We start from the raw sequence: 19849 nt of genomic DNA on the forward strand, positions 1-19849 counted from the left end.
ACATTGCGCTAATAACCTTTCGTTGTGGCTTATGCCGATGTGACTCTGAAAGGAAAAGTCACCATAATAGACAGCCATTGCAACAGACAGGCTAAGAATAGAATGGAAAGCTTTACTGCCGGACTGATTTCCCTTGAGGACGCGCAACATAAGATGCTGGCGCAGCTGACGCCCATCACAGAGTCGCTTGAGCTGACCCTGCCAGAAGCCGCCGGGCGCATCACAGCCTGCGCCATCACCTCACCGATAGACGTACCGCCCTTTAACAACGCCGCTATGGACGGTTACGCCGTCAGGCTGGCGGAGGTTGCCAGCGGACAGCCTTTGCGGGTGGCCGGTAAGGCTTTTGCCGGCGCGCCGTTTAGCGGAGAGTGGCCAGCGGGAAGCGTCATCAGAATTATGACGGGCGCGCCTGTTCCTGCCGGTTGTGACGCGGTCGTCATGCAGGAGGAAACCCGCCTGCAGGACAATAATATTGTCATCACCGCGCCGGTCAACGCCGGACAAAATATTCGACTAACGGGTGATGATATCCGTGCCGGTCATCAGGTTCTGGCGGCAGGCGTGCGCCTGGGCGCGGCCGAACTGCCCCTGCTGGCTTCGCTGGGCATCGCCACGGTAAAGGTTTTGCGTAAACTGCGCGTCGCTATTTTTTCAACTGGGGACGAGCTGCAACCTGTGGGCCAGCCCTTAGCGGCCGGGCAGATCTACGACACCAACCGCTTTGCGATTTCGCTGATGTTGCACAAGCTGGGATGCGAGGTCATCGATCTCGGCATTATTAAAGACGATCCCACTGCGCTGCGTAGCGCCTTTACTGAAGCCGATCGCCAGGCTGATGTGGTCATCAGCACCGGCGGCGTCTCGGTGGGTGAAGCCGACTTTACCAAATCGATGCTGGAAGAGCTGGGGGTGATTAGCTTCTGGAAGCTGGCGATGAAACCCGGTAAACCTTTTGCGTTTGGTCGCCTGGCGAACAGTTGGTTCTGCGGCCTTCCCGGCAATCCGGTTTCTGCCGTCGTGACCTTTTACCAACTGGTGCAGCCGCTGCTGGCCACCCTGACGGGGCAAACCGCCTCCGCTCTGCCCGCTCGCCTGCGCGTACGTACGGCGACCGCGTTGAAAAAATCGCCCGGTCGACTGGATTTTCAGCGCGGCGTTCTGCGTCAGAATAGCCAGGGTGAGCCAGAGGTGATCAGCACCGGTGCGCAGGGCTCCCACGTTTACAGTTCTTTTTCTCAGGCCAATTGCTTTATTGTGCTGGAACGCGAGCGCGGCCCGGTTGCAGCAGGTGAATGGGTGGACGTCGAACCCTTTAACCCGCTGCTGGAGGGATAATGTTGCCCGAACTGAGCCACGACGAGATGCTGCGCTACAACCGACAGATTGTGTTGCGTGGTTTTGACTTTGACGGTCAGGAAGCCTTAAAGGCCAGCCACGTGCTGGTCGTGGGGCTGGGCGGTTTAGGCTGTGCAGCCTCGCCCTATCTGGCAGCGGCGGGCGTGGGGAATCTTTCGCTACTGGACTTTGATACGGTATCACTCTCTAATTTGCAGCGACAGATTTTGCATCATGATGCGGATATTGGTCGCAACAAGGTGGAATCGGCCCGTGAAAGCCTGGCGGCCATTAATCCTCACTGTCAGCTGCATCCGGTGCACGGCCAACTGGACGATGAGGCACTCAAGGCGCTTATCGCCCAGCAGCAGGTGGTCGTGGACTGTACGGACAATGTGGTGGTGCGCGAGCAAATCAACCGGTTGTGTTATCAGTTGAAAGTGCCGCTGGTATCGGGTGCGGCAATCCGTATGGAAGGTCAGCTCAGCGTGTTTGACTGGCAACCCGGTGCGCCCTGTTACCGCTGCATCAGCCGTTTGTTTGGATCTCAGGTGCTGAGCTGTGTGGAAGCGGGCGTCATGGCGCCGCTGGTGGGCGTGGTGGGTGCAATGCAGGCGATGGAAACCCTCAAGCTGCTGACGCACTTCGGCTCCCCTGCTCGCTCACGTTTGCTGATGTACGATGCGCTGAGCGCTGAGTTTCGCACCATGAAGGTATCGCAGGACCCCGAGTGTGAAGTGTGCGGCCATCATGATTGAGCCGTTAATTGATAGGGTTCATGCGTAAAGCGGAGGGTGCTGCAGGTCAGTAAAAAAAGGATGTTAAGCCGGGTCGTCGCAGGCAATCTAACCTGACGCACAGACCCAAACGATAACGGGGTAGCTATTGCTACCCCGTTATGTTTATACGATGCCCTGACTGCGCAGGTAATCTTCGTAATTACCGGTGAAGTCCACAATACGATCGGCTTTCATCTCTATCACGCGCGTCGCCAGTGAACTCACGAACTCACGGTCGTGAGAAACGAAAATCAACGTTCCTTCATACATTTCCAGCGCCATATTTAATGACTCAATGGATTCCATATCAAGGTGGTTGGTTGGTTCGTCCATAATCAGGATATTGGGCTTTTCCATCATCAGCTTGCCAAACAGCATGCGCCCTTTCTCACCCCCGGACAGCACTTTGGCGGGCTTTTTAATATCGTCCTGTGAAAACAACAGACGGCCAAGGATGCCACGTACGGCCTGCTCATCATCGCCCTGCTGTTTCCACTGGCTCATCCAGTCAAATACCGTCAGGTCGTCGGCAAAATCGTCTGCGTGATCCTGGGCGTAATAACCAATCTTGGCATTTTCAGACCATTTAACGCTGCCGCTTTCCGGCGTCAGTTCGCCGACCAGGGTTTTTAACAGGGTGGATTTACCAATACCGTTAGCCCCTAATATCGCCAGTTTTTCACCGACTTCCAGCAGCAAATTTAAATTTTTAAAAAGTGGACCATTATCAAACCCTTTGGTGATCGCTTCGACTTCCAGCGCATTACGGAACAGTTTCTTGTCCTGCTCAAATCGAATAAAGGGGTTCTGACGACTGGAGGCTTTGACCTCTTCCAGTTTTATTTTGTCCATCTGTTTGGCACGTGATGTCGCCTGGCGCGATTTAGAGGCGTTAGCACTAAAACGGCTGACAAAGGATTGCAGATCGGCAATTTGTGCTTTTTTCTTGGCATTGTCCGATAACAGTCGCTCGCGCGCCTGGGTGGCAGCGGTCATATATTCATCATAATTACCGGAATAAACACGCAGCTCACCGTAGTCCAAATCGGCCATGTGGGTACAGACCATATTGAGGAAGTGACGGTCATGCGAAATGATAATCATGGTGCTGTCGCGTTCGTTTAACACCTGCTCCAGCCAACGAATAGTATCGATATCCAGGTTGTTGGTCGGTTCGTCCAGCAGCAAAATATCAGGATTAGAGAACAATGCCTGTGCCAGAAGAACACGTAATTTAAAGCCCGGTGCAATTTCGCTCATCGGGCCATAATGCTGCTCTACCGGAATACCCACACCAAGTAATAACTCACCCGCACGCGGTTCAGCACTGTAACCATCCATTTCACCATACAGGACTTCAAGGTCAGCGACTTTGTAGCCTTCCTCTTCCGTCATTTCGGGTAACGAATAAATACGGTCACGTTCCTGCTTCACTTCCCATAATTCATGGTGCCCCATGATTACCGTATCCAGCACGCTATATTCTTCGAAGGCAAACTGATCCTGGCGTAATTTACCAATACGTTCATTGGGATCGTAAGAGACATTGCCGCCCGATGGCACCAAATCGCCACCCAAAATCTTCATGAAGGTGGATTTTCCGCTGCCGTTCGCACCGATTAAACCGTAACGATTACCGCCGCCAAATTTTACGGAGATATTTTCGAACAGTGGCTTGCTGCCAAACTGCATGGTGATATTGCTGCTAACTAACACGGCATTGACCTTAGTGAAGAGAGTGGATGGAAAAACGGCGGCTATTATGCCAGATGTGACGTAGCGCACGCCAGCCTCCGGCAAGGATTGCCTGAATGCCCCTTGAAAACGCGACGCTTTTAATTATTGCCCCTGCCGATTTTCGCCTGCTCAGCACCGCGCAAACGCAAGCCGCGGTGGCATTCGTTGACGGCGCGGCTTCTGCCTGGCCCAACAGGCGATTAATTAGCAAGCCGATGCCAGAAATAGTCAGAGAGTACAAAGGGGTTTTTTAAATAAAAAAAGCCGGAGACATAAATGTCTCCGGCTACCGCTTACAAGGATTGTGTCGATTAATCGATCAGGAAACTGTCCAGGCTTTTACCTTCATCCAGCGCTTTTTTAATTGCTGCTGGGGTACGGCCCTGGCCGGTCCATGATTTCTTCTCACCGTTTTCATCGGTATAAGAATATTTAGCCGGACGTGGCGCACGCTTAGTGCGTTTTTTACCCTGCTCCAGGGCACCTAATAATTCATTAGGATCGATGCCGTCAGCCAGCAGCATTTCGCGATATTTAGATAACTTCTCTTCTTTTTCACGATTCTGTTGTTCTTCAGCATGAGCCTCTTCACGGCGTTCAGTTACAACGACCGTCAATTTCTCAAGAATTTCTTCCAGATCGCTCAGTGGCAGTTCACGAGCCTGGGCACGTAATGTGCGAATGTTGTTTAGAACTTTAAATGCGTCACTCATCACAATATCCTTGATTAAGGGGGTTTAATTAAACTGTAGCGACAAGATTACCTAATTCAAATAAAAAAATAAATTAATTTATTACTACAGATAATTCCGATAGGTTTTTTAAATGCCCGTGAAGTATTCAGGATGCTTATGTGGAGAGATTATTAACCATGAATTAACACTAAATAGCGGCTATCCTCGCACAATGTAAACGATTTCATTGATTACGCTTACTGCATGAATCATGCCTCAGATTTTATAACGTTCTTGCCGGTTATTTTTATCATCCTCAACGAATTTGGATTAAATGCCTTGCCCGGCTGCCCGTTTTTCTTGCCGTCGCCAGAGTGAATTCCACTGAAATAGCCAGCGTATAACGGGGTATTTATCCCGTGGCTCGCGGATAATAGCGGGGTTAATTTTTCTAACTAGGTTGATTATGCCGCCCTTCTCTGGCGTGTTGCTGACATAAAAGCACGTGGGCGCGTCAGACAGAAGATAAAGGGCTGGCAGGTCTGGCGCTCACACCCGCTGCGCATTTTTTTGCTGGGTAACGTTGTAAAGATAAATAGCAGAGGCTATTTCGGATGCGGGTTATCACGGGACTGCACAGGGAAGTTTGATGATTTTTATTTGACGATGTAACGCATAAATAATACATCGCGGGTATCAGTACGGTTTTTTCCGGCCGTGTCCCGTTACAGGGCCACGGCCGGACCGGTTAATTCACCTGCGTTGCCGGACCAAATACGTCGTACTGCGGCAGTTGCACGTTCTGGTAGGTTTCCCAGCCACCGCCTAAGGCTTTGTAGAGGGCGACAAGATCCAGTCCACTTTGCATGCGCGCCTGAGTAGCCTGTTCCTGCGCCTGCGCCAGTTGACGCTGGGCATCAAGTACTTCAAGGAAAGTCGATAATCCCTGGCGATAGCTGTCACTGGCGAGATCGAAGGTGCGTTGCAGCGCGCCAGTGGTTTCATCCAGTGCGGTGACGCGCTGCTGGTCGGCACGGTAACTGACCAGGGCATTTTCCACATCCTGCAGAGCCGTCAGCACCGTCTGACGATAGTTGAGTGCCGCGTTGGCCTGCTGAGCACGCGCCAGCTTCACGCTTGAAACCAATCTTCCGCCCTGGAAAATGGGAATGGATAACGACGGCCCCACGCTGTAGAAATGGCTGCTCCAGTCGTCAAGGTAACTCACGTCAGTGTTGCGGACACCCAACTGACCGGTCAGCGACAGACTGGGGAACAGCTGGGCGACAGAAACGCCAATCTCGGCGGTTTGAGCATGAAGTGTGGCTTCTGCCTGACGAATATCGGGACGACGTCGTGCCAGCGTAGACGGAATGCCGACAGAGACAAACGCGGGTAATGTGGGCAGCGCTTTCGGCTCACTCAGTTCAGCATCCAGCGCACCCGGCGTTTTACCCAGCAGCACGGCCAGACCGTTCATCGCCTGGCGCGTTTGTGCCTGATACTGCGGCAACTGCGCCTGCAGGCTGCTTAACTGCGCGCGGGCATTTTCCACATTGGTCACCGGTGCCAGGCCGTTACGCTGCTGGCTTTCCGTCAACTGCCAGGTCTGATCGGCCACGGCAATCTGTTGTTGCAGCGTGTTTACCGTTGCCTGCGCGCCGCGTAGCTGAAGCCATGCGCGCACCACTTCCGCTTCGAGCGACACCAGTGCGTCGTTGCGCTGCTCAATAGCCGCCTGCTGCTGGGCATTGGCTGACTCCACCTGGCGCCGCACTTTGCCCCACAGATCCAGTTCCCAACTGGCGTCGAAACTGCCCTGATACAAGGTGACCGGTTGCGTCAGCCCGTTCAGCTGGCTGGCAACGTTGCTGTCGAGCTGGTCGGCACCGTTTGCTTTCAGCAGCCCTTCCAGCCCAAGTTGCTGTCGCGTGACCTTGGCGGAACCGTTAAGGCTGGGAAATAATCCGCCCTGCGCCTGCGATAGTTGCTCACGCGCGCCGGCAATCCGTAATACCGTCTGTTGTAAGGACAGATTACCTTCGATAGCGCGTGCAATCAGGCTGTCGAGTTGCGGGTCCTTAAAGTTATGCCACCAGCGTGAATCCACCGCTGACGTTTGTGGCTTCGAATTTTCCTGCGAATCCAGGGCGTGATAGCTGCCCGGCATCTGGGGCTTAGGTGCCTGATAGTCCGGGCCGACGCTGCAGCCCGCCAGCGCTAACACCAGCATCAGGTTGAGCGGATTCAGGCGATGCGTACTCATAACTTTCATGTCAGTGTGCTCCTGCACTGCCTTCGCTTTTGACAGGCGACAGCAGCCAACAAAATGGAATCAAAATCAGGGCAACGATACTTAAGCCTGAAAAGACGTCGATATAAGCCAGAATGCGTGACTGGACAATCATCTCTTTATAGAGCTGACCGGTTGCCAACGTGACGGGATCGCCCACTGCAGAGGTGAAGTCGCGGATCGCCTGTGCCCAGTGCTGAACCGTAATATTGAACTGTTCATTCAGCGGCGTCATGTTGTGCACCATATGGGCCGAGCGCGCCTGCTCTCGCTCTGTAATCGCCGCCGTGGACAACGAGATGCCAATCGACCCCGCGACATTACGGAACATGGTAAACAGCGCCGAGGCGTCCGCGTTTAACCGTTGGGGGATCGTAATAAAGGCAATGGTGGTCAGCGGCACAAACAGGAAACCCAGGCCAATGGATTGTGCACTGCGCATCAGCACCAGCGTGGTGAAGTCCACATTCGGCGTTAAGGATGCCGAATAGAAAAAGGCTAACGCCAGACAGCTAAAACCAAAGGCAATAATATAGCGGGTCTGCACCACCGGCATCAGTTTCAAGACCAGCGGAATGGTCAGGACAATCAACACCGCGCCAGGGGACAGCACCAGTCCCGACCAGGTGGCGGTATAACCAAGATCCTGCTGTGCCAACTGCGGCAAGACCACCGAGCTGCCGTACAGTATCATCGCCATCCCGGCCATTAATAAGCCTGCGACCCAGAAATTGCGATCCTTCATCACCAGAATGTCGACCACGGGCTTGCGTGCATACATTAACCAGTAAATAGCCCCGACGATGCCCACAAGCGCCAGCACGGCAAACAAAACGATAAAGTGCGAGGCGAACCAGTCTTCGTCTTCACCGCGATCCAGCATGACCTGCAAACAGCCCAGGCCCAGCGTAATCAGGCTGATGCCGATATAGTCGATCTTGAGTTTACCTTTAGCCCATTTACGCTCCCACGGCGGATCTTCCAGCAAAGGTAAAATGGCCATGATGGTCAGCACGCCGACCGGGATATTGATAAAGAAAACCCAGCGCCAGCTGTAATTATCCGTAATCCAGCCGCCCAGCGTCGGGCCAATAACCGGTGCCACGATGATGGCGATAGAGGAAAGGCCGAAGGCTTTGCCCCGATCTTCCGGTTTGAAATAGTCGAGCAGGACCGACTGTTGTACAGGCTGAAGGCCACCGCCAAAAAAGCCCTGCAGGATGCGAAACAGAATGATCTGCCAGAGTTCAGTGGCGATACCACACAGGAATGAACAGATGGTAAACATCACGATGCAGATTAAAAAAAACTGTTTACGGCCAAACAGACGGCTGAAAAAGGCAGAGATGGGCAGCACGATACCGTTCGCCACCAGATACGACGTCAACACCCAGGTCGATTCATCGTAACTGGAGGAGAGTGAACCCGCGATATGCGGCAGGGCCACGTTTACGATGGTGGTATCGAGGATTTCCATAAATACCGCCAGCGTGACCGTAATGGCCACTAGCCAGGGATTACTGGCGGGTTTCCAGCTCTGCGATTCGCTCATTCCACGGTTACCTTCGGTTCAACCGATAATCCCAGTGGCAGCGGCCGGTTTGGATCAAGCCCTTTATCAATCACGATTTTTACCGGTACGCGCTGAACAATTTTCACGTAGTTCCCGGTGGCATTCTCAGAGGGGAAGGTTGAGAAACGCGATCCTGTGCCCATCTGAACGCTGTCGACGTGGCCTTCCAGCTTCATATCCGGCCAGGCATCAACGCTGATCGTCACTTTGTCACCCGGATTCATCCGCTCCAACTGCGACTCTTTAAAGTTGGCGGTAATCCAGATATCCGGAGAAACCAGCGAGAACAAGGCGCTGCCTGCCTGCACCAGGGTGCCCATCTGCACGTTGCGCTTCGTCACAAAGCCATCGTAAGGCGCACGAACCTGGGTATAAGAGAGGTTTAGCTCCGCCACGTTGAGCTGGGCTTTTGCCTGCTCAACCTGTTCCTGACGTGCTTCAACATTGGTTTCCTGCTGGCGGATTTGCAGCGCAACCTGCGAGGCAACTTCCACCTGCGCTTTGGCACTTTGCAACTGGGCCTGCGCAGAACGCAACTGAGCAGAAGCAGCGTCAATATTGCGTTGGCTGGTAGCGCGAGGATCAACGCCACGCTGACGACGGTAGTCAGCCTGCGCATTCAGGTAATTTGCTTCGGCTTTCGCCTGGTCTGCCAGAGCCTGATCGCGCTGGGCCGGATACTGAACACGTGAGAGCGCGAGCTGCGCCTGGGCCTGGTGCAGTTGTGCCATTGCCAGACCAAGTTGAGCTTTAGCCTGGGCGCGCTGGGCTTCGTTGTCGCTGGGGTCGATTTCTACCAGTAAATCGCCCTTCTTCACCCGTTGGTTATCTTTCACCAGTAACTTGACGACATAGCCAGACGCTTTAGCGGCGATAGTTACCGCATTGCCTTCAGTGAAAGCATCGTCAGTGGTTTCTTCGTTACGGGTGGTAAACCAAAAGAAAAAGGCCACGATCACCATCACCACCACGATAACGGCCAAAATAATTAACGGTTTTTTACCGGGGCGTTTGCGCGGTTTTTCATCGTTATTACTTGGGTTGTCGTGGGACTGGCTGTTGTTATCCGGCGCGTGTTCTGCGTCTTCCTGATGTGAATCGCGGTTGTTGTTCTCGCTCATAGTTTCCGTCGCTGGCTAAGGCCCTCTATCCTGGGCGTAGAAAGTCCACTAAACATTAGATCGAAAACTGACAAAATCCAGTACAACTTTACGTAACTTGAGAAAGGCAGCACATCCTGCACCGTGGCAGGATGTGTCTGGATCAGGCGACGAGTTTTAGCAACAGCCAGCCGGTGAGCATGGACCAGGCGAGTAAAGGAACGGAGAACAGGTGGAAACGCCACCAGATGGCGCGGTCTTTGGCCATACGTAACGCAATAAGGTTAGCAAGTGAGCCGGGTAACAGACCGAACCCACCGATATTAACTGCCCAGGCGAGCACTTCCGTTGGCGGCACTTTTTGCAACAGCAGGATCGTCGCAGGGACATTACTGATGATCTGCGACAGGCCGATAGCCAGCAGATAGAGTTCCCCTTTGCCAAGATGGGTAATGGCATCGAAATGTGCCTGCATCACCGGTAAACGCGTCAGCAGGAAAACATCCAGGAACATCACGATGAAGACCACCAGCAGGCTCCAGTCGATATTCAGCAATACCTGACGAGCCATAATGAGGAAACACACCAGAATCAGCAACAGCGCCCAGCCGGTGACATGCCATTCCAGCGCGGCAATAAACAGCAAATACAACACCACACTCACGGCAAACAGGGGTTTATGCCAGCTGTGCTGTTCACTGTTGTCATGCTTTTCAATGGTGCGTTTGGCAAAGCTGAACCAGGTGACGACCAGCAGGCTCAGCAGAAGCCACACCGCCAGCGGTGTCATTTGCAAAATAAAACCGCCAACGCTCAGTGAGCCGTGGCTCCACAACAGAATATTTTGTGGATTGCCCACCGGCGTCAGCAGCGATCCGGCGTTTACCGCCAGGGCTTCAAAGATAATCAAGCGCGAGATAGGTAAATGCGAAAATTTGCGTAACGTCAACGTGAGTGGCACCAGAATAAACAGCGCCACATCGTTGGTTAAAAAGGTCGACAGCAGGGCCGCCGCCAGCACCATAAACAGCGCCAGCGTACGTTCATGCTTGAAGCCCGCAATTAATCGGCCACCCAACACATCAAAATAACCGCTGGTTTCCAACCCCTTCGTCAGGATAAGTAATCCACTCAGGGTGATGATGGTATGCCAGTCCACCGCGGCGGGAAGATCCGGCCAGCGATAATCAGCAAGAAACAGCAGAACAACCCCAACAACGACTAACAAGTGCAATATATGGTCATGCAAAAATGAGCGAAGCACGATGGGCATGGTGTCCGGCGCCTTAACTGAGGGTTAATTGTTTTCGTAAAATTTCTGGAATACAGCCAGCGTTTCATCACTCACGTGATGTTCAATGCCTTCTGAATCGCGACGGGCCGTTTCCGGACTGATACCAAGCGCTAACAGGAAGGTTTCAACAATATGATGGCGGGCACGGCTCTCTTCAGCCAGCTTTTCCCCCTCACGTGTTAAAAAGACACCACGATAAGGCACCTGCTCAACCAGTCCGGCAGTACCTAATCGCTTTAACATTTTTGCTACGGTAGGTTGCGAAACACCTAAACGTGCGGCCATATCGACCTGACGTGCTTCACCAAATTCACCAATTAAATCAGAGATTAGCTCAACATAGTCATCAATTAGCTCACGACGATGCGCCTCGCGCACCTGCCGAAAACCTTCGACATGCTCTTCAATATCTTTCAGTGGTCCTTGCGGGGCAGAAACCACGCTTTTGGCACGACGACTCATTCAGCTTCCTCTTTATTTTTTCCACACCAGGCCTGCCATGTGGTTTTAGCTGCGCTCATTGTAAACCAGGCGCAAATAAGCTCAAATTTTTCGTCGTTAGCCTTGGCTAAATGATATAGCCAATGCTATATTTGTCGATAATGTAAACAGAGTGATGCATTAAAGCACGATTAAGCCGCTCTGCTTACCGTTGCGTTAAATTTATTGGGAGGTGATGTTATGAGCACCCTGAAAAGCTGTGTTGACTGCAGCAAATGCTTCCAGGCAGAAAAATCAACATCAGGTATGAAATCCTGGTGGTGCCTGCTGACCCGTTCCCCTTTTACACTGCGCCTGATGTTGATAAACAAACTTCTGGGTAATGAACCGGAAGAACGTCACTGTCAAAAACTGATCTGGCGCGGCTGATAGCTGATATCGCCTTTTGGCTGACCGCCTGAAGGCGCGGGCTTCTTCTGTTGCCGCGCTGACCACGCCTGCCGTTTATCTGTGCTCCCCATGTACGTCTGTACTGCTTCCGTCCCCTGAATCATCACTTACCTGCGCCCTTTTTAACAGGCAGAGACCGTCGCCTGCGGTAGCGCGCCCTTCTCTGGCATCGGCGAAGTCCAGTTGCGGATGACGGTTGCGCCAGCGGCAGATTTCTCCGACGGGGCAGCACTCATGGGCAGGCAATCAGCCACTGTGATGCTGTGGCATCTGCGCGCAGGTCTTTACGCCCTATCCGTGCCTCTAAGGCTACAGTGATGCTGTGGTATCTGCGCGCAGGTCTTCACACCCGATCCGGCATTACCCGATGGCTACTCAGATACTCTCTGACGGCTTATTTTTCGTTACCAATAAAAACGGCCCTGAAAAGGGCCGTTTTTTTAAAACTCGACTACGCTAACTTAGAAGCTGTAACCTACGCCAGCGATCCAGGTGCCAACGTCAACGCTACGGATGCGGCTCTGCTCATAGCCAACGTCCAGTGCAACGTTTTCCATTGGGTTGAACTGCATACCCGCGCCGTAAGAGAAACCGTAATCGCTGGTGTCTGCTTTGTCGCGTGACGTGGTGTCGTTAGCCTGGTATTTACCGTAGCCAACACCAACCACACCGTAGATGCTTGCCCAGTCATTCAGACGGAATGCTGGACCACCGGTGATACCGTAGTACTGGCCTTTATTGTAGATGCCATCTTCGGTACGATCTTTCTCGGTGTAGGTGAATGAGCCGATCCAACCCAGTGGGTTAGAACCGTCTTCATAACGATATTTCAGGTTGAAGCCGTTTGCTTTGTTAGCAACGCCCTGGTAGTCGCTCTGTGCGTAGCCACCGGTTACGGTGCTCTGTGCCATGGCGGAACCTGTTGCTACTGCTAACACACAGGCTAATGCTGAAAGACATGCAATTTTTTTCATAACCACCTCAAATGTGAAAGTACTTCTCTCCTGACAACGCTGAAAATATAACAAAAAATAGCGAGAAACTCTGCCCGCATTTTGTTGTCTAACACATAGTTTGGTGTAACAGGAAGTTAATGAAGTATCCTATGTCATTCTTTTTTCTTATAAAATACGTCATATGATTGCAACAAACCTCTTAAACAAATTTTCATGCTTTAAGTTAATTCCTAAAAAATCCTGACATTAATTTACTTATCTGCCCGTAATTTTGCTCAAAAACCAACCAAACAGAAAAAATTAAAATCACTTTGCGCCCTCTTTTTGACCTGCATTTCCATTACACTGGTCATCTTGTTAGCTAAATTGATCGGGAAGCGCCTACAGGATGTCAGCCACTTCGTTAAAGTCATTTACGCCAGTCTTCATTCCTGTCGTCGTTCTGCTCATCTCTATGCTGTCACTCCAGGGCGGCGCTTCACTGGCGAAAACCCTGTTTCCCACTGTCGGTGCCACCGGCATTACTGCCCTGCGTCTGGGATTTGGCACGCTCATCCTGTGCGTCATATTTAAACCCTGGCGGTTGCGTTTTAGCCGGGAACAACGCACGCCACTCATTATTTATGGCTTGTCGCTGGGTGCGATGAACTTCCTGTTTTATCTCTCTATCCGCACTGTCCCGCTGGGCATTGCCGTGGGGCTGGAGTTTGTTGGTCCATTGACGCTGGCGCTGCTCGGCTCACGCCGTGCACTGGACTTTATCTGGGTCATCCTTGCCGTGGCGGGACTCTGGTTCCTGCTGCCGTTTAGCACCGGCATTGCCTCCGTTGATCCGGTGGGCGCGCTGTTTGCGCTGGGTGCGGGTGCCTGTTGGGCGTGCTATATCTTATCGGGACAGCGGGCAGGCGCAGAGCACGGTGCTGCCACCGTTGCCATCGGCTCCTTAATTGCCTCCCTGGTGTTTGTCCCCGTCGGGCTGACATTTGCGGCAAGTGGCATCTGGCAGTGGAGCGTCATTCCCGTCGCGGTTCTGGTGGCGTTTCTTTCCACGGCGCTGCCCTATTCGCTGGAGATGATTGCGCTAACGCGCCTGCCAGCGCGGATCTTTGGCACGCTGATGAGCCTTGAACCCGCAGTGGCGGCCCTGTCGGGCATGATGTATCTGAACGAGAGCCTGTCGGGAACGCAGTGCCTGGCGTTACTGGCAATTATCCTGGCGTCTGCAGGTGCAACCCTGACGATGCGTCCCAGAAAGAGCCAGCTGAATGAGATTGCAGTGACGGATAACGTTAAAAAATAATGCGCGTCAGCATGTTGAAAAACAGGCTAAATAACACTAAAAATCATCCTGATAATTATTTTCATCTAAAATGTAATAGAAAGTTAATATTTAGAACATCTACAACCTGCTCATTGAATAATTATTTAACCTTATGATTTTATAATACTTTTACTTGCTGGTAAATTTAACACTTTATTAACTCGTTTACGCACTGTCTGACCGTTGCGAAGGCGAATACTATTTCAGCCATTGATTAAGCCAATCCTGCAAAGCCCTGAATCACTGCTATACTCAATCTCGTACTTGATTAGGACAACCATTGAAAGAGAGGACCGAAACAATGAGTACCGCTAAACTGGTTAAAACAAAATCTTCTGATCTACTATACACCCGTAATGACGTGGCAGATGACGAAAAGAGAGCCACCATTGAGGTGCTCAATCGCCTGGTAGTGGAGTTCATTGATCTGTCACTGATCACTAAGCAAGCCCACTGGAACATGCGTGGCGCAAACTTTATCGGTGTGCACGAAATGCTGGACGGCTTCCGCACCGCGATTACCGATCACCAGGATACCATCGCAGAGCGCGTGGTACAGCTGGGTGGCGTCGCACTGGGTACAACCCAGGTGGTGAACGACAAGACGCCACTGAAAAGCTATCCGCTGAATATTCACAGCGTTCAGGATCACCTGAAGGCACTGGCCGATCGCTACAGCGTTGTCGCTAACGACACGCGCAAAGCCATTTCTGAAGTAAAAGATGAAGATACCGCAGATATTTTCACTGCCGCATCGCGTGATCTTGATAAATTCCTGTGGTTTATCGAGTCCAACATTGAATAATGTCAGACAGTAGACTGTAAACAGGCGGGGAAACCCGCCTTTTTTACGTCTGTGTTATTATAATTTTATGACTTTGTTAACAGTTTTCACTTCCTGCTCTTCCTGTTTTTCCCTTCTGATGCACACTACCCCTGCACCACCGTAGCACTACGCACCACCATGAAGCACCCAATTAGTGCAAACTCACTTCCCCGTGCAGAATCGTGTCAGCGATTTTGTGTCAGGCAGTCGATTTTATGTATTTTGCAAAGTTGGCATATTTTTTTCATATGATAGCTCGCAAACCTGGGCCTTGACGCCTGGTCGTAATAAGGAAAAATGATGAAATCGTTGTTTAACATCTCTGTGGCCGCGCTGGCGCTGGCCTTCTCCCTCTCTGCTACCGCCGCCGAAAAGAAACTCATCGTCGCCACCGATACTGCATTTGTCCCTTTTGAATTTAAACAGGGTGATAAGTATGTTGGTTTTGATGTGGATTTGTGGGATGCAATCGCAAAACAATTGAAACTGGATTATACCCTGAAACCGATGGACTTCAGTGGCATCATCCCTGCACTACAAACGCGCAACGTTGACCTGGCGTTAGCCGGTATCACCATTACGGATGAGCGTAAAAAAGCGATCGAATTTTCTGATGGCTACTATAAAAGTGGTCTGCTGGTAATGGTTCGCAACAATGAAAATGACATCAAAAGCATTAACGACCTGAATGGTAAAGTGGTCGCAGTGAAGAGCGGTACGGGTTCAGTGGATTACGCTAAGAGCCACATCAAAACGAAAGACCTGCGTCAGTTCCCTAATATTGATAACGCCTATATGGAACTGGGTACCAATCGTGCTGACGCGGTACTGCATGATACGCCAAACATCCTTTACTTCATTAATACTGCCGGTAAAGGCCGCTTCAAAGCGGTAGGCGAATCGATTGAAGCACAACAGTACGGTATTGCCTTCCCGAAAGGCAGTGACGAACTGCGTGAAAAAGTAAACGGCGCGCTGAAAACACTGAAAGAAAACGGAACCTACAACACGCTTTATAAAAAGTGGTTTGGCACCGATCCTAAATAATAACTGAGTCTGCGTTCATTTTTCAGCAGGGAATATTTCCCTGCTTTTTTCCATCGCAACACAAGTGGAGTTTCACCATGGAGTTTGACTGGAGCGTCATTTGGCCAGCCATGCCAGCGCTGCTCGAAGGCGCGAAAATGACCTTAATTATTTCCATCATTGGCCTGGTGGGCGGGTTAATTATCGGTCTGGTCGCGGGGTTTGCGCGCGCGTACGGCGGCTGGATAAGCAATCATATTGCCCTGGTCTTTATTGAAATTATTCGCGGCACGCCTATCGTTGTGCAGGTGATGTTTATTTACTTCGCCCTGCCAATGGCCTTCCCGGATTTGCGTATCGATCCTTTCACCGCCGCCGTGGTGACCATCATGATTAACTCTGGCGCTTATATTGCCGAAATTACGCGCGGTGCGGTGCTGTCGATCAATAAAGGTTTTCGCGAAGCCGGACTGGCGCTGGGCCTGTCGAGCCGTGAAACCCTGCGCTATGTGATTATGCCCTTAGCGCTGCGCCGTATGCTGCCCCCGCTTGGCAACCAGTGGATTGTCAGTATTAAAGATACGTCCCTGTTCATTGTGATTGGTGTGGCCGAACTGACGCGTCAGGGCCAGGAAATTATTGCCGGTAACTTCCGTGCACTGGAAATCTGGAGTGCGGTCGCGATTATTTATCTTGTGATTACGCTGGTGTTGAGCTTTGTGCTGCGCCGCATTGAGAAAAGGGTGAAAATCCTGTGATTGAATTTAAAGACGTCTCAAAGCATTTTGGCAAAACTCAGGTGCTACACAATATCGACCTGAATATTAAGCAGGGCGAAGTGGTGGTGATTATTGGTCCATCCGGTTCCGGTAAATCTACCCTGCTGCGCTGTATCAATAAATTAGAAGAGATTACCAGCGGCGAGCTGATTGTCGATGGATTGAAAGTTAACGATCCTAAAGTCGACGACCGTCTGATTCGTCAGGAAGCAGGCATGGTATTCCAGCAGTTTCACCTCTTCCCACAGATGAGTGCCCTGGATAACGTTGCATTCGGCCCGATTCGGGTACGCGGTGCCAGCAAAGAAGAGGCGCATAAACTGGCGCAGAGCCTGCTGGCTAAAGTAGGCCTGGCCGAGCGCGCCCATCACTTTCCTTCAGAGCTATCCGGCGGCCAACAGCAGCGTGTGGCGATCGCGCGCGCGCTGGCGGTTAAGCCCAAAATGATGCTGTTCGATGAGCCGACCTCGGCACTGGACCCGGAACTTCGTCATGAAGTATTGAAAGTGATGCAGGACCTTGCTGAAGAAGGCATGACGATGGTTATCGTCACGCATGAAGTCGGCTTTGCGCAGAAAGTGGCATCACGGCTGATCTTTATCGATAAAGGCCGTATTGCCGAAGACGGTGATCCTGACAGCCTGATCAGTCACCCTCCCAGCGAACGTCTGCGCGAATTTTTACAGCACGTCTCCTGAGTGATTAACACAGCAGCCTGTTGCGGGCTGCTGTGTTAGCGAGACAGCCGTTGCGCGCGCTGGGCGGCGGGCATAAAGCTCCACGCCAGAAAACGGCTCTGCTTCTGCCCCTGCGCCATATTCACCACGCGCACGACTTCGGTCTCCAGTGCTTTTAGTTGTTTTTCCAGGGCAGGCAAATGCTCTTTACGCGACACCAGCGAGGTAAACCACACCACCTGGTTCGCCATGCCGGCGCTTTCCGCAATCATTTTCCCCACGAAGGCTTTTTCACCGCCTTCACACCACAGCTCATTGTGCTGACCGCCAAAGTTAAGCGGTGCGGCAGGCTGTAAACCCAGATTACGCGATTTGCGCTGGGAACCTGCCACAGCTTCTTCGGCCGACGCATGAAACGGCGGGTTACAGATGACCGCATGGAAAAACGCATCTTTATTCACCACGCCATTCAGCACCGCCTGCGGATTTTTTTGTCGGCGTAAGCGGATCAGGCGCTGCATACCGGCGTTAGCGGCAACAATTTTACCTGCAGCTTTCAGCGCGGCTTCATCAATTTCGGTCCCGGTAAAACGCCAGCCATATTCAGCAGCCCCAATCAGCGGATAAATGCAGTTTGCCCCGCACCCAATATCCAACACGTCCGCCGAAGGGATCTTGCCTTGGTTATCCAGTGCCAGTAAATCTGCCAGATAATGCAGGTAGTCAGCACGTCCCGGCACGGGTGGACAAAGCGATCCCGGGGCCAGTTGCCAGTCAAGTCCGTAGAAAAGTTTGAGCAGCGCCTGGTTCAGCAACATCACCGCCTCAGGATCGGCAAAATCAACCGACATCACGCCGTAACCATTAGGCCGGACTTTTGCGGCCAGCGGCGGATGTGCCGCCGTGAGGGCAGCAAAATCATATTCACCTTGATGGCGGTTTCGGGCGTGGAATAGCGACGGGCTGGCTGACTTTTTCATACGTTCTCTCATGTTTTCAGGCGCGCGTACAATACGCTGTGGCTGGCAGAAAATAAACAGCATTCTCGGCTGCATGAAGACAGGGTGGCGGATAAGCCAATGTGCCCTGTGCGGTGGAACCGCCTGTTTGCGGTATCAATGAGGGAATAAAAGCGCAGGCAAAGGAGGAAGACGTTAGCTTAGCAATAAAAAATGCGCCACCAGCAAACGTGCTGGCGGCGCATCATAAGCCTGCGGGATTATTTAAAATCGACGCGCATTAAATCCTGGATTGGCATGCCTTTCGTGGTTTCTACGCAACGATCGATATAGCTGGTAAAGCCTGGCGGTGAACTCATACCCAGGCGCAGCAATTTGTCGTTAGAGAACACCACATTCAGGCGGGCGAACTCACCGTACAGGCGCATCGCGCGCAGCATCAGGCGTTCATTACAAGGCCCATAAATCTTTTTGAAGTTCTTGCGCTCTTTAACGATCTCGCTGAAATCAACCTGCAGATAGTTAGGTGCCAGCGGTGCACTTTTTTCTGCTGTGGCAAACGCCGAATCAATTTCAGAGAAGGTATTGCTGCTGCGTTCACCGGCAGAAATGTGATAAACCATCTCTTTGGTACAGCCATGATCCAGCAGGAAAACCAATGATTTAGCACAGTAGTCCACGGGAATCACATCGACGCGGTCGTCGAGTGAGCAGAGGAATTTTTCCAGCTTCATCACCATCTTGAATACCCAGAAAATACTGCCTGACGGCGTACAACCTTCCTGAGAATGACCAACCACGATGGATGGACGGGCAATGACCAGCGGCAGGTGAGGCAGTTCCTGCTTGATCTTGTTTTCAATGTAGGATTTGGAATAGGTGTAATCGACAATGTGATCTTCACGGGAAGACAACACCAGATCCTCTTTTACGATTTCACCCTGATCCGGCGCGGAAGACATGGCCGTACCAACGTGGACAAATTTCACGAACGCAGGCAGTGCTGCCATTCTGGCGGCCAGTTTGAAGGTTCCTTCAACGTTAACCCGCCAGATATCGTTATTTTCACCAAATGACGCAATCGCCGCGCAGTTAATGACGTGGCTGACCTGATCGATGCGCGCATCATCCAGAAACAGTTCAGGCGCCAGGAGATCGCCGACCAGAATCTGATCTGCGGTCAGGCGCTGAATAGCCTGTGCCGAACATGAAAACTTAGATAAATTATCTTTAACCCTCTCCAGTCCCTGGGTAGCATCGCTGGCTCTGACAAGCAGCAGCAACTCAACATCCTGGCGCATCAGCAATTCTGCCACGACTGCACCACCAACGAATCCAGAAGATCCTGTAACAAGAATTTTTTTCATATCGACCACGAGAACAATTGATGAGGTTGTATATTGCGCTATTTTCGTTAAACAAATACGAAACCTTTGCTAGCACGAAATGTATAAAATGTACTCGTTTACTTTTCGTTTACTTTTGCACCACCTGTTTTCAGTAGCAAAATCGGTAAATAATATTTAACTAACTGATATAAATAAAAATTCACCCGTTAGCACAGAAAGTAACGGCTGTTATTATTCAGGAATAATCCGGTGCCTGATCGAGGCCTTTTTACAGGTT

At 51.6% G+C, this 19849-nt stretch carries 18 protein-coding genes; 8 read left to right on the top strand and 10 right to left on the bottom strand.

Annotated elements, in window-relative coordinates; translation table 11 throughout:
* Positions 1-102: 102 nt before the first annotated feature.
* Positions 103-1338 (top strand): molybdopterin molybdotransferase MoeA, encoded by a 1236-nt coding sequence (gene moeA / locus QNH99_RS15070; protein WP_063878896.1) that lies wholly within the window; start codon positions 103-105, stop codon positions 1336-1338.
* Positions 1338-2096, top strand: a complete 759-nt coding sequence (gene moeB, locus QNH99_RS15075) for a molybdopterin-synthase adenylyltransferase MoeB (protein WP_063878895.1) — start codon at positions 1338-1340, stop codon at positions 2094-2096. Before moeA ends, moeB begins: the two co-directional genes overlap by 1 nt.
* A 144-nt stretch (positions 2097-2240) precedes the next feature.
* Here the strand turns inward: moeB and QNH99_RS15080 are convergent, their stop codons facing one another.
* Positions 2241-3833, bottom strand: coding sequence for an ABC-F family ATPase (locus QNH99_RS15080; protein WP_063878894.1), 1593 nt, complete (start codon positions 3831-3833; stop codon positions 2241-2243).
* A gap of 95 nt (positions 3834-3928) precedes the next feature.
* On the opposite strand from QNH99_RS15080, the gene QNH99_RS15085 reads away from it, so the two are divergent.
* Positions 3929-4108 (top strand): hypothetical protein, encoded by a 180-nt coding sequence (locus QNH99_RS15085; protein ID WP_109717216.1) that lies wholly within the window; start codon positions 3929-3931, stop codon positions 4106-4108.
* Positions 4109-4165: 57 nt separating this feature from the next.
* Here QNH99_RS15085 and QNH99_RS15090 read toward each other — a convergent pair whose 3' ends face one another.
* From QNH99_RS15090 to ompX, 7 genes are all read right to left on the bottom strand, one after another.
* A complete protein-coding gene (locus QNH99_RS15090) occupies positions 4166-4567 on the bottom strand; it encodes an H-NS family nucleoid-associated regulatory protein (protein WP_014606234.1) in 402 nt (133 codons plus the stop codon).
* Positions 4568-5276: 709 nt separating this feature from the next.
* Positions 5277-6803 (bottom strand): efflux transporter outer membrane subunit, encoded by a 1527-nt coding sequence (locus tag QNH99_RS15095; RefSeq protein WP_096012191.1) that lies wholly within the window; start codon positions 6801-6803, stop codon positions 5277-5279.
* A gap of 1 nt (position 6804) precedes the next feature.
* The gene (locus tag QNH99_RS15100) at positions 6805-8373 is read right to left on the bottom strand and encodes a DHA2 family efflux MFS transporter permease subunit (protein ID WP_063878891.1); all 1569 of its coding nucleotides are present in this window, start codon (positions 8371-8373) and stop codon (positions 6805-6807) included.
* On the bottom strand, positions 8370-9515 hold the full coding sequence (locus tag QNH99_RS15105) for an HlyD family secretion protein (RefSeq protein WP_145395061.1): 1146 nt from the start codon (positions 9513-9515) through the stop codon (positions 8370-8372). Before QNH99_RS15105 ends, QNH99_RS15100 begins: the two co-directional genes overlap by 4 nt.
* A 142-nt stretch (positions 9516-9657) precedes the next feature.
* Positions 9658-10767 carry an SLC13 family permease gene (locus QNH99_RS15110; protein WP_241536830.1) on the bottom strand — a complete coding sequence of 370 codons (1110 nt, stop codon included), beginning with the start codon at positions 10765-10767 and terminating at the stop codon, positions 9658-9660.
* A gap of 24 nt (positions 10768-10791) precedes the next feature.
* Complete coding sequence (gene mntR / locus QNH99_RS15115; RefSeq protein ID WP_013025174.1) at positions 10792-11250, bottom strand: manganese-binding transcriptional regulator MntR; 459 nt, start codon at positions 11248-11250, stop codon at positions 10792-10794.
* Between the two features lie 890 nt (positions 11251-12140).
* Entirely contained in the window at positions 12141-12653 is a 513-nt protein-coding gene (gene ompX, locus QNH99_RS15120; protein WP_033737684.1) for an outer membrane protein OmpX, read from the bottom strand.
* Between the two features lie 370 nt (positions 12654-13023).
* Here ompX and rhtA point away from each other — a divergent pair, with 370 nt between their 5' ends.
* The 5 genes from rhtA to glnQ all read left to right on the top strand — a co-directional run bounded on the left by rhtA (position 13024) and on the right by glnQ (position 17285).
* On the top strand, positions 13024-13935 hold the full coding sequence (rhtA, locus tag QNH99_RS15125; RefSeq protein ID WP_172897765.1) for a threonine/homoserine exporter RhtA: 912 nt from the start codon (positions 13024-13026) through the stop codon (positions 13933-13935).
* A gap of 322 nt (positions 13936-14257) precedes the next feature.
* Positions 14258-14761 (top strand): DNA starvation/stationary phase protection protein Dps, encoded by a 504-nt coding sequence (gene dps / locus QNH99_RS15130; protein WP_063878886.1) that lies wholly within the window; start codon positions 14258-14260, stop codon positions 14759-14761.
* A 321-nt stretch (positions 14762-15082) separates the two neighbouring features.
* Positions 15083-15829, top strand: coding sequence for a glutamine ABC transporter substrate-binding protein GlnH (gene glnH, locus QNH99_RS15135; protein ID WP_063878885.1), 747 nt, complete (start codon positions 15083-15085; stop codon positions 15827-15829).
* 77 nt (positions 15830-15906) lie between these two features.
* On the top strand, positions 15907-16566 hold the full coding sequence (gene glnP, locus QNH99_RS15140) for a glutamine ABC transporter permease GlnP (RefSeq protein WP_014593272.1): 660 nt from the start codon (positions 15907-15909) through the stop codon (positions 16564-16566).
* Complete coding sequence (gene glnQ / locus QNH99_RS15145) at positions 16563-17285, top strand: glutamine ABC transporter ATP-binding protein GlnQ (RefSeq protein ID WP_096012188.1); 723 nt, start codon at positions 16563-16565, stop codon at positions 17283-17285. Before glnP ends, glnQ begins: the two co-directional genes overlap by 4 nt.
* Positions 17286-17320: 35 nt before the next feature.
* Here glnQ and rlmF read toward each other — a convergent pair whose 3' ends face one another.
* Both rlmF and QNH99_RS15155 read right to left on the bottom strand, forming a co-directional pair.
* Entirely contained in the window at positions 17321-18244 is a 924-nt protein-coding gene (gene rlmF, locus QNH99_RS15150; RefSeq protein WP_241536832.1) for a 23S rRNA (adenine(1618)-N(6))-methyltransferase RlmF, read from the bottom strand.
* A 239-nt stretch (positions 18245-18483) separates the two neighbouring features.
* Positions 18484-19590 (bottom strand): SDR family oxidoreductase, encoded by a 1107-nt coding sequence (locus tag QNH99_RS15155; protein ID WP_096012187.1) that lies wholly within the window; start codon positions 19588-19590, stop codon positions 18484-18486.
* Positions 19591-19849: the final 259 nt, after the last annotated feature.

Source organism: Pantoea allii (genome assembly GCF_046529425.1).
GTDB lineage: Bacteria > Pseudomonadota > Gammaproteobacteria > Enterobacterales > Enterobacteriaceae > Pantoea > Pantoea allii.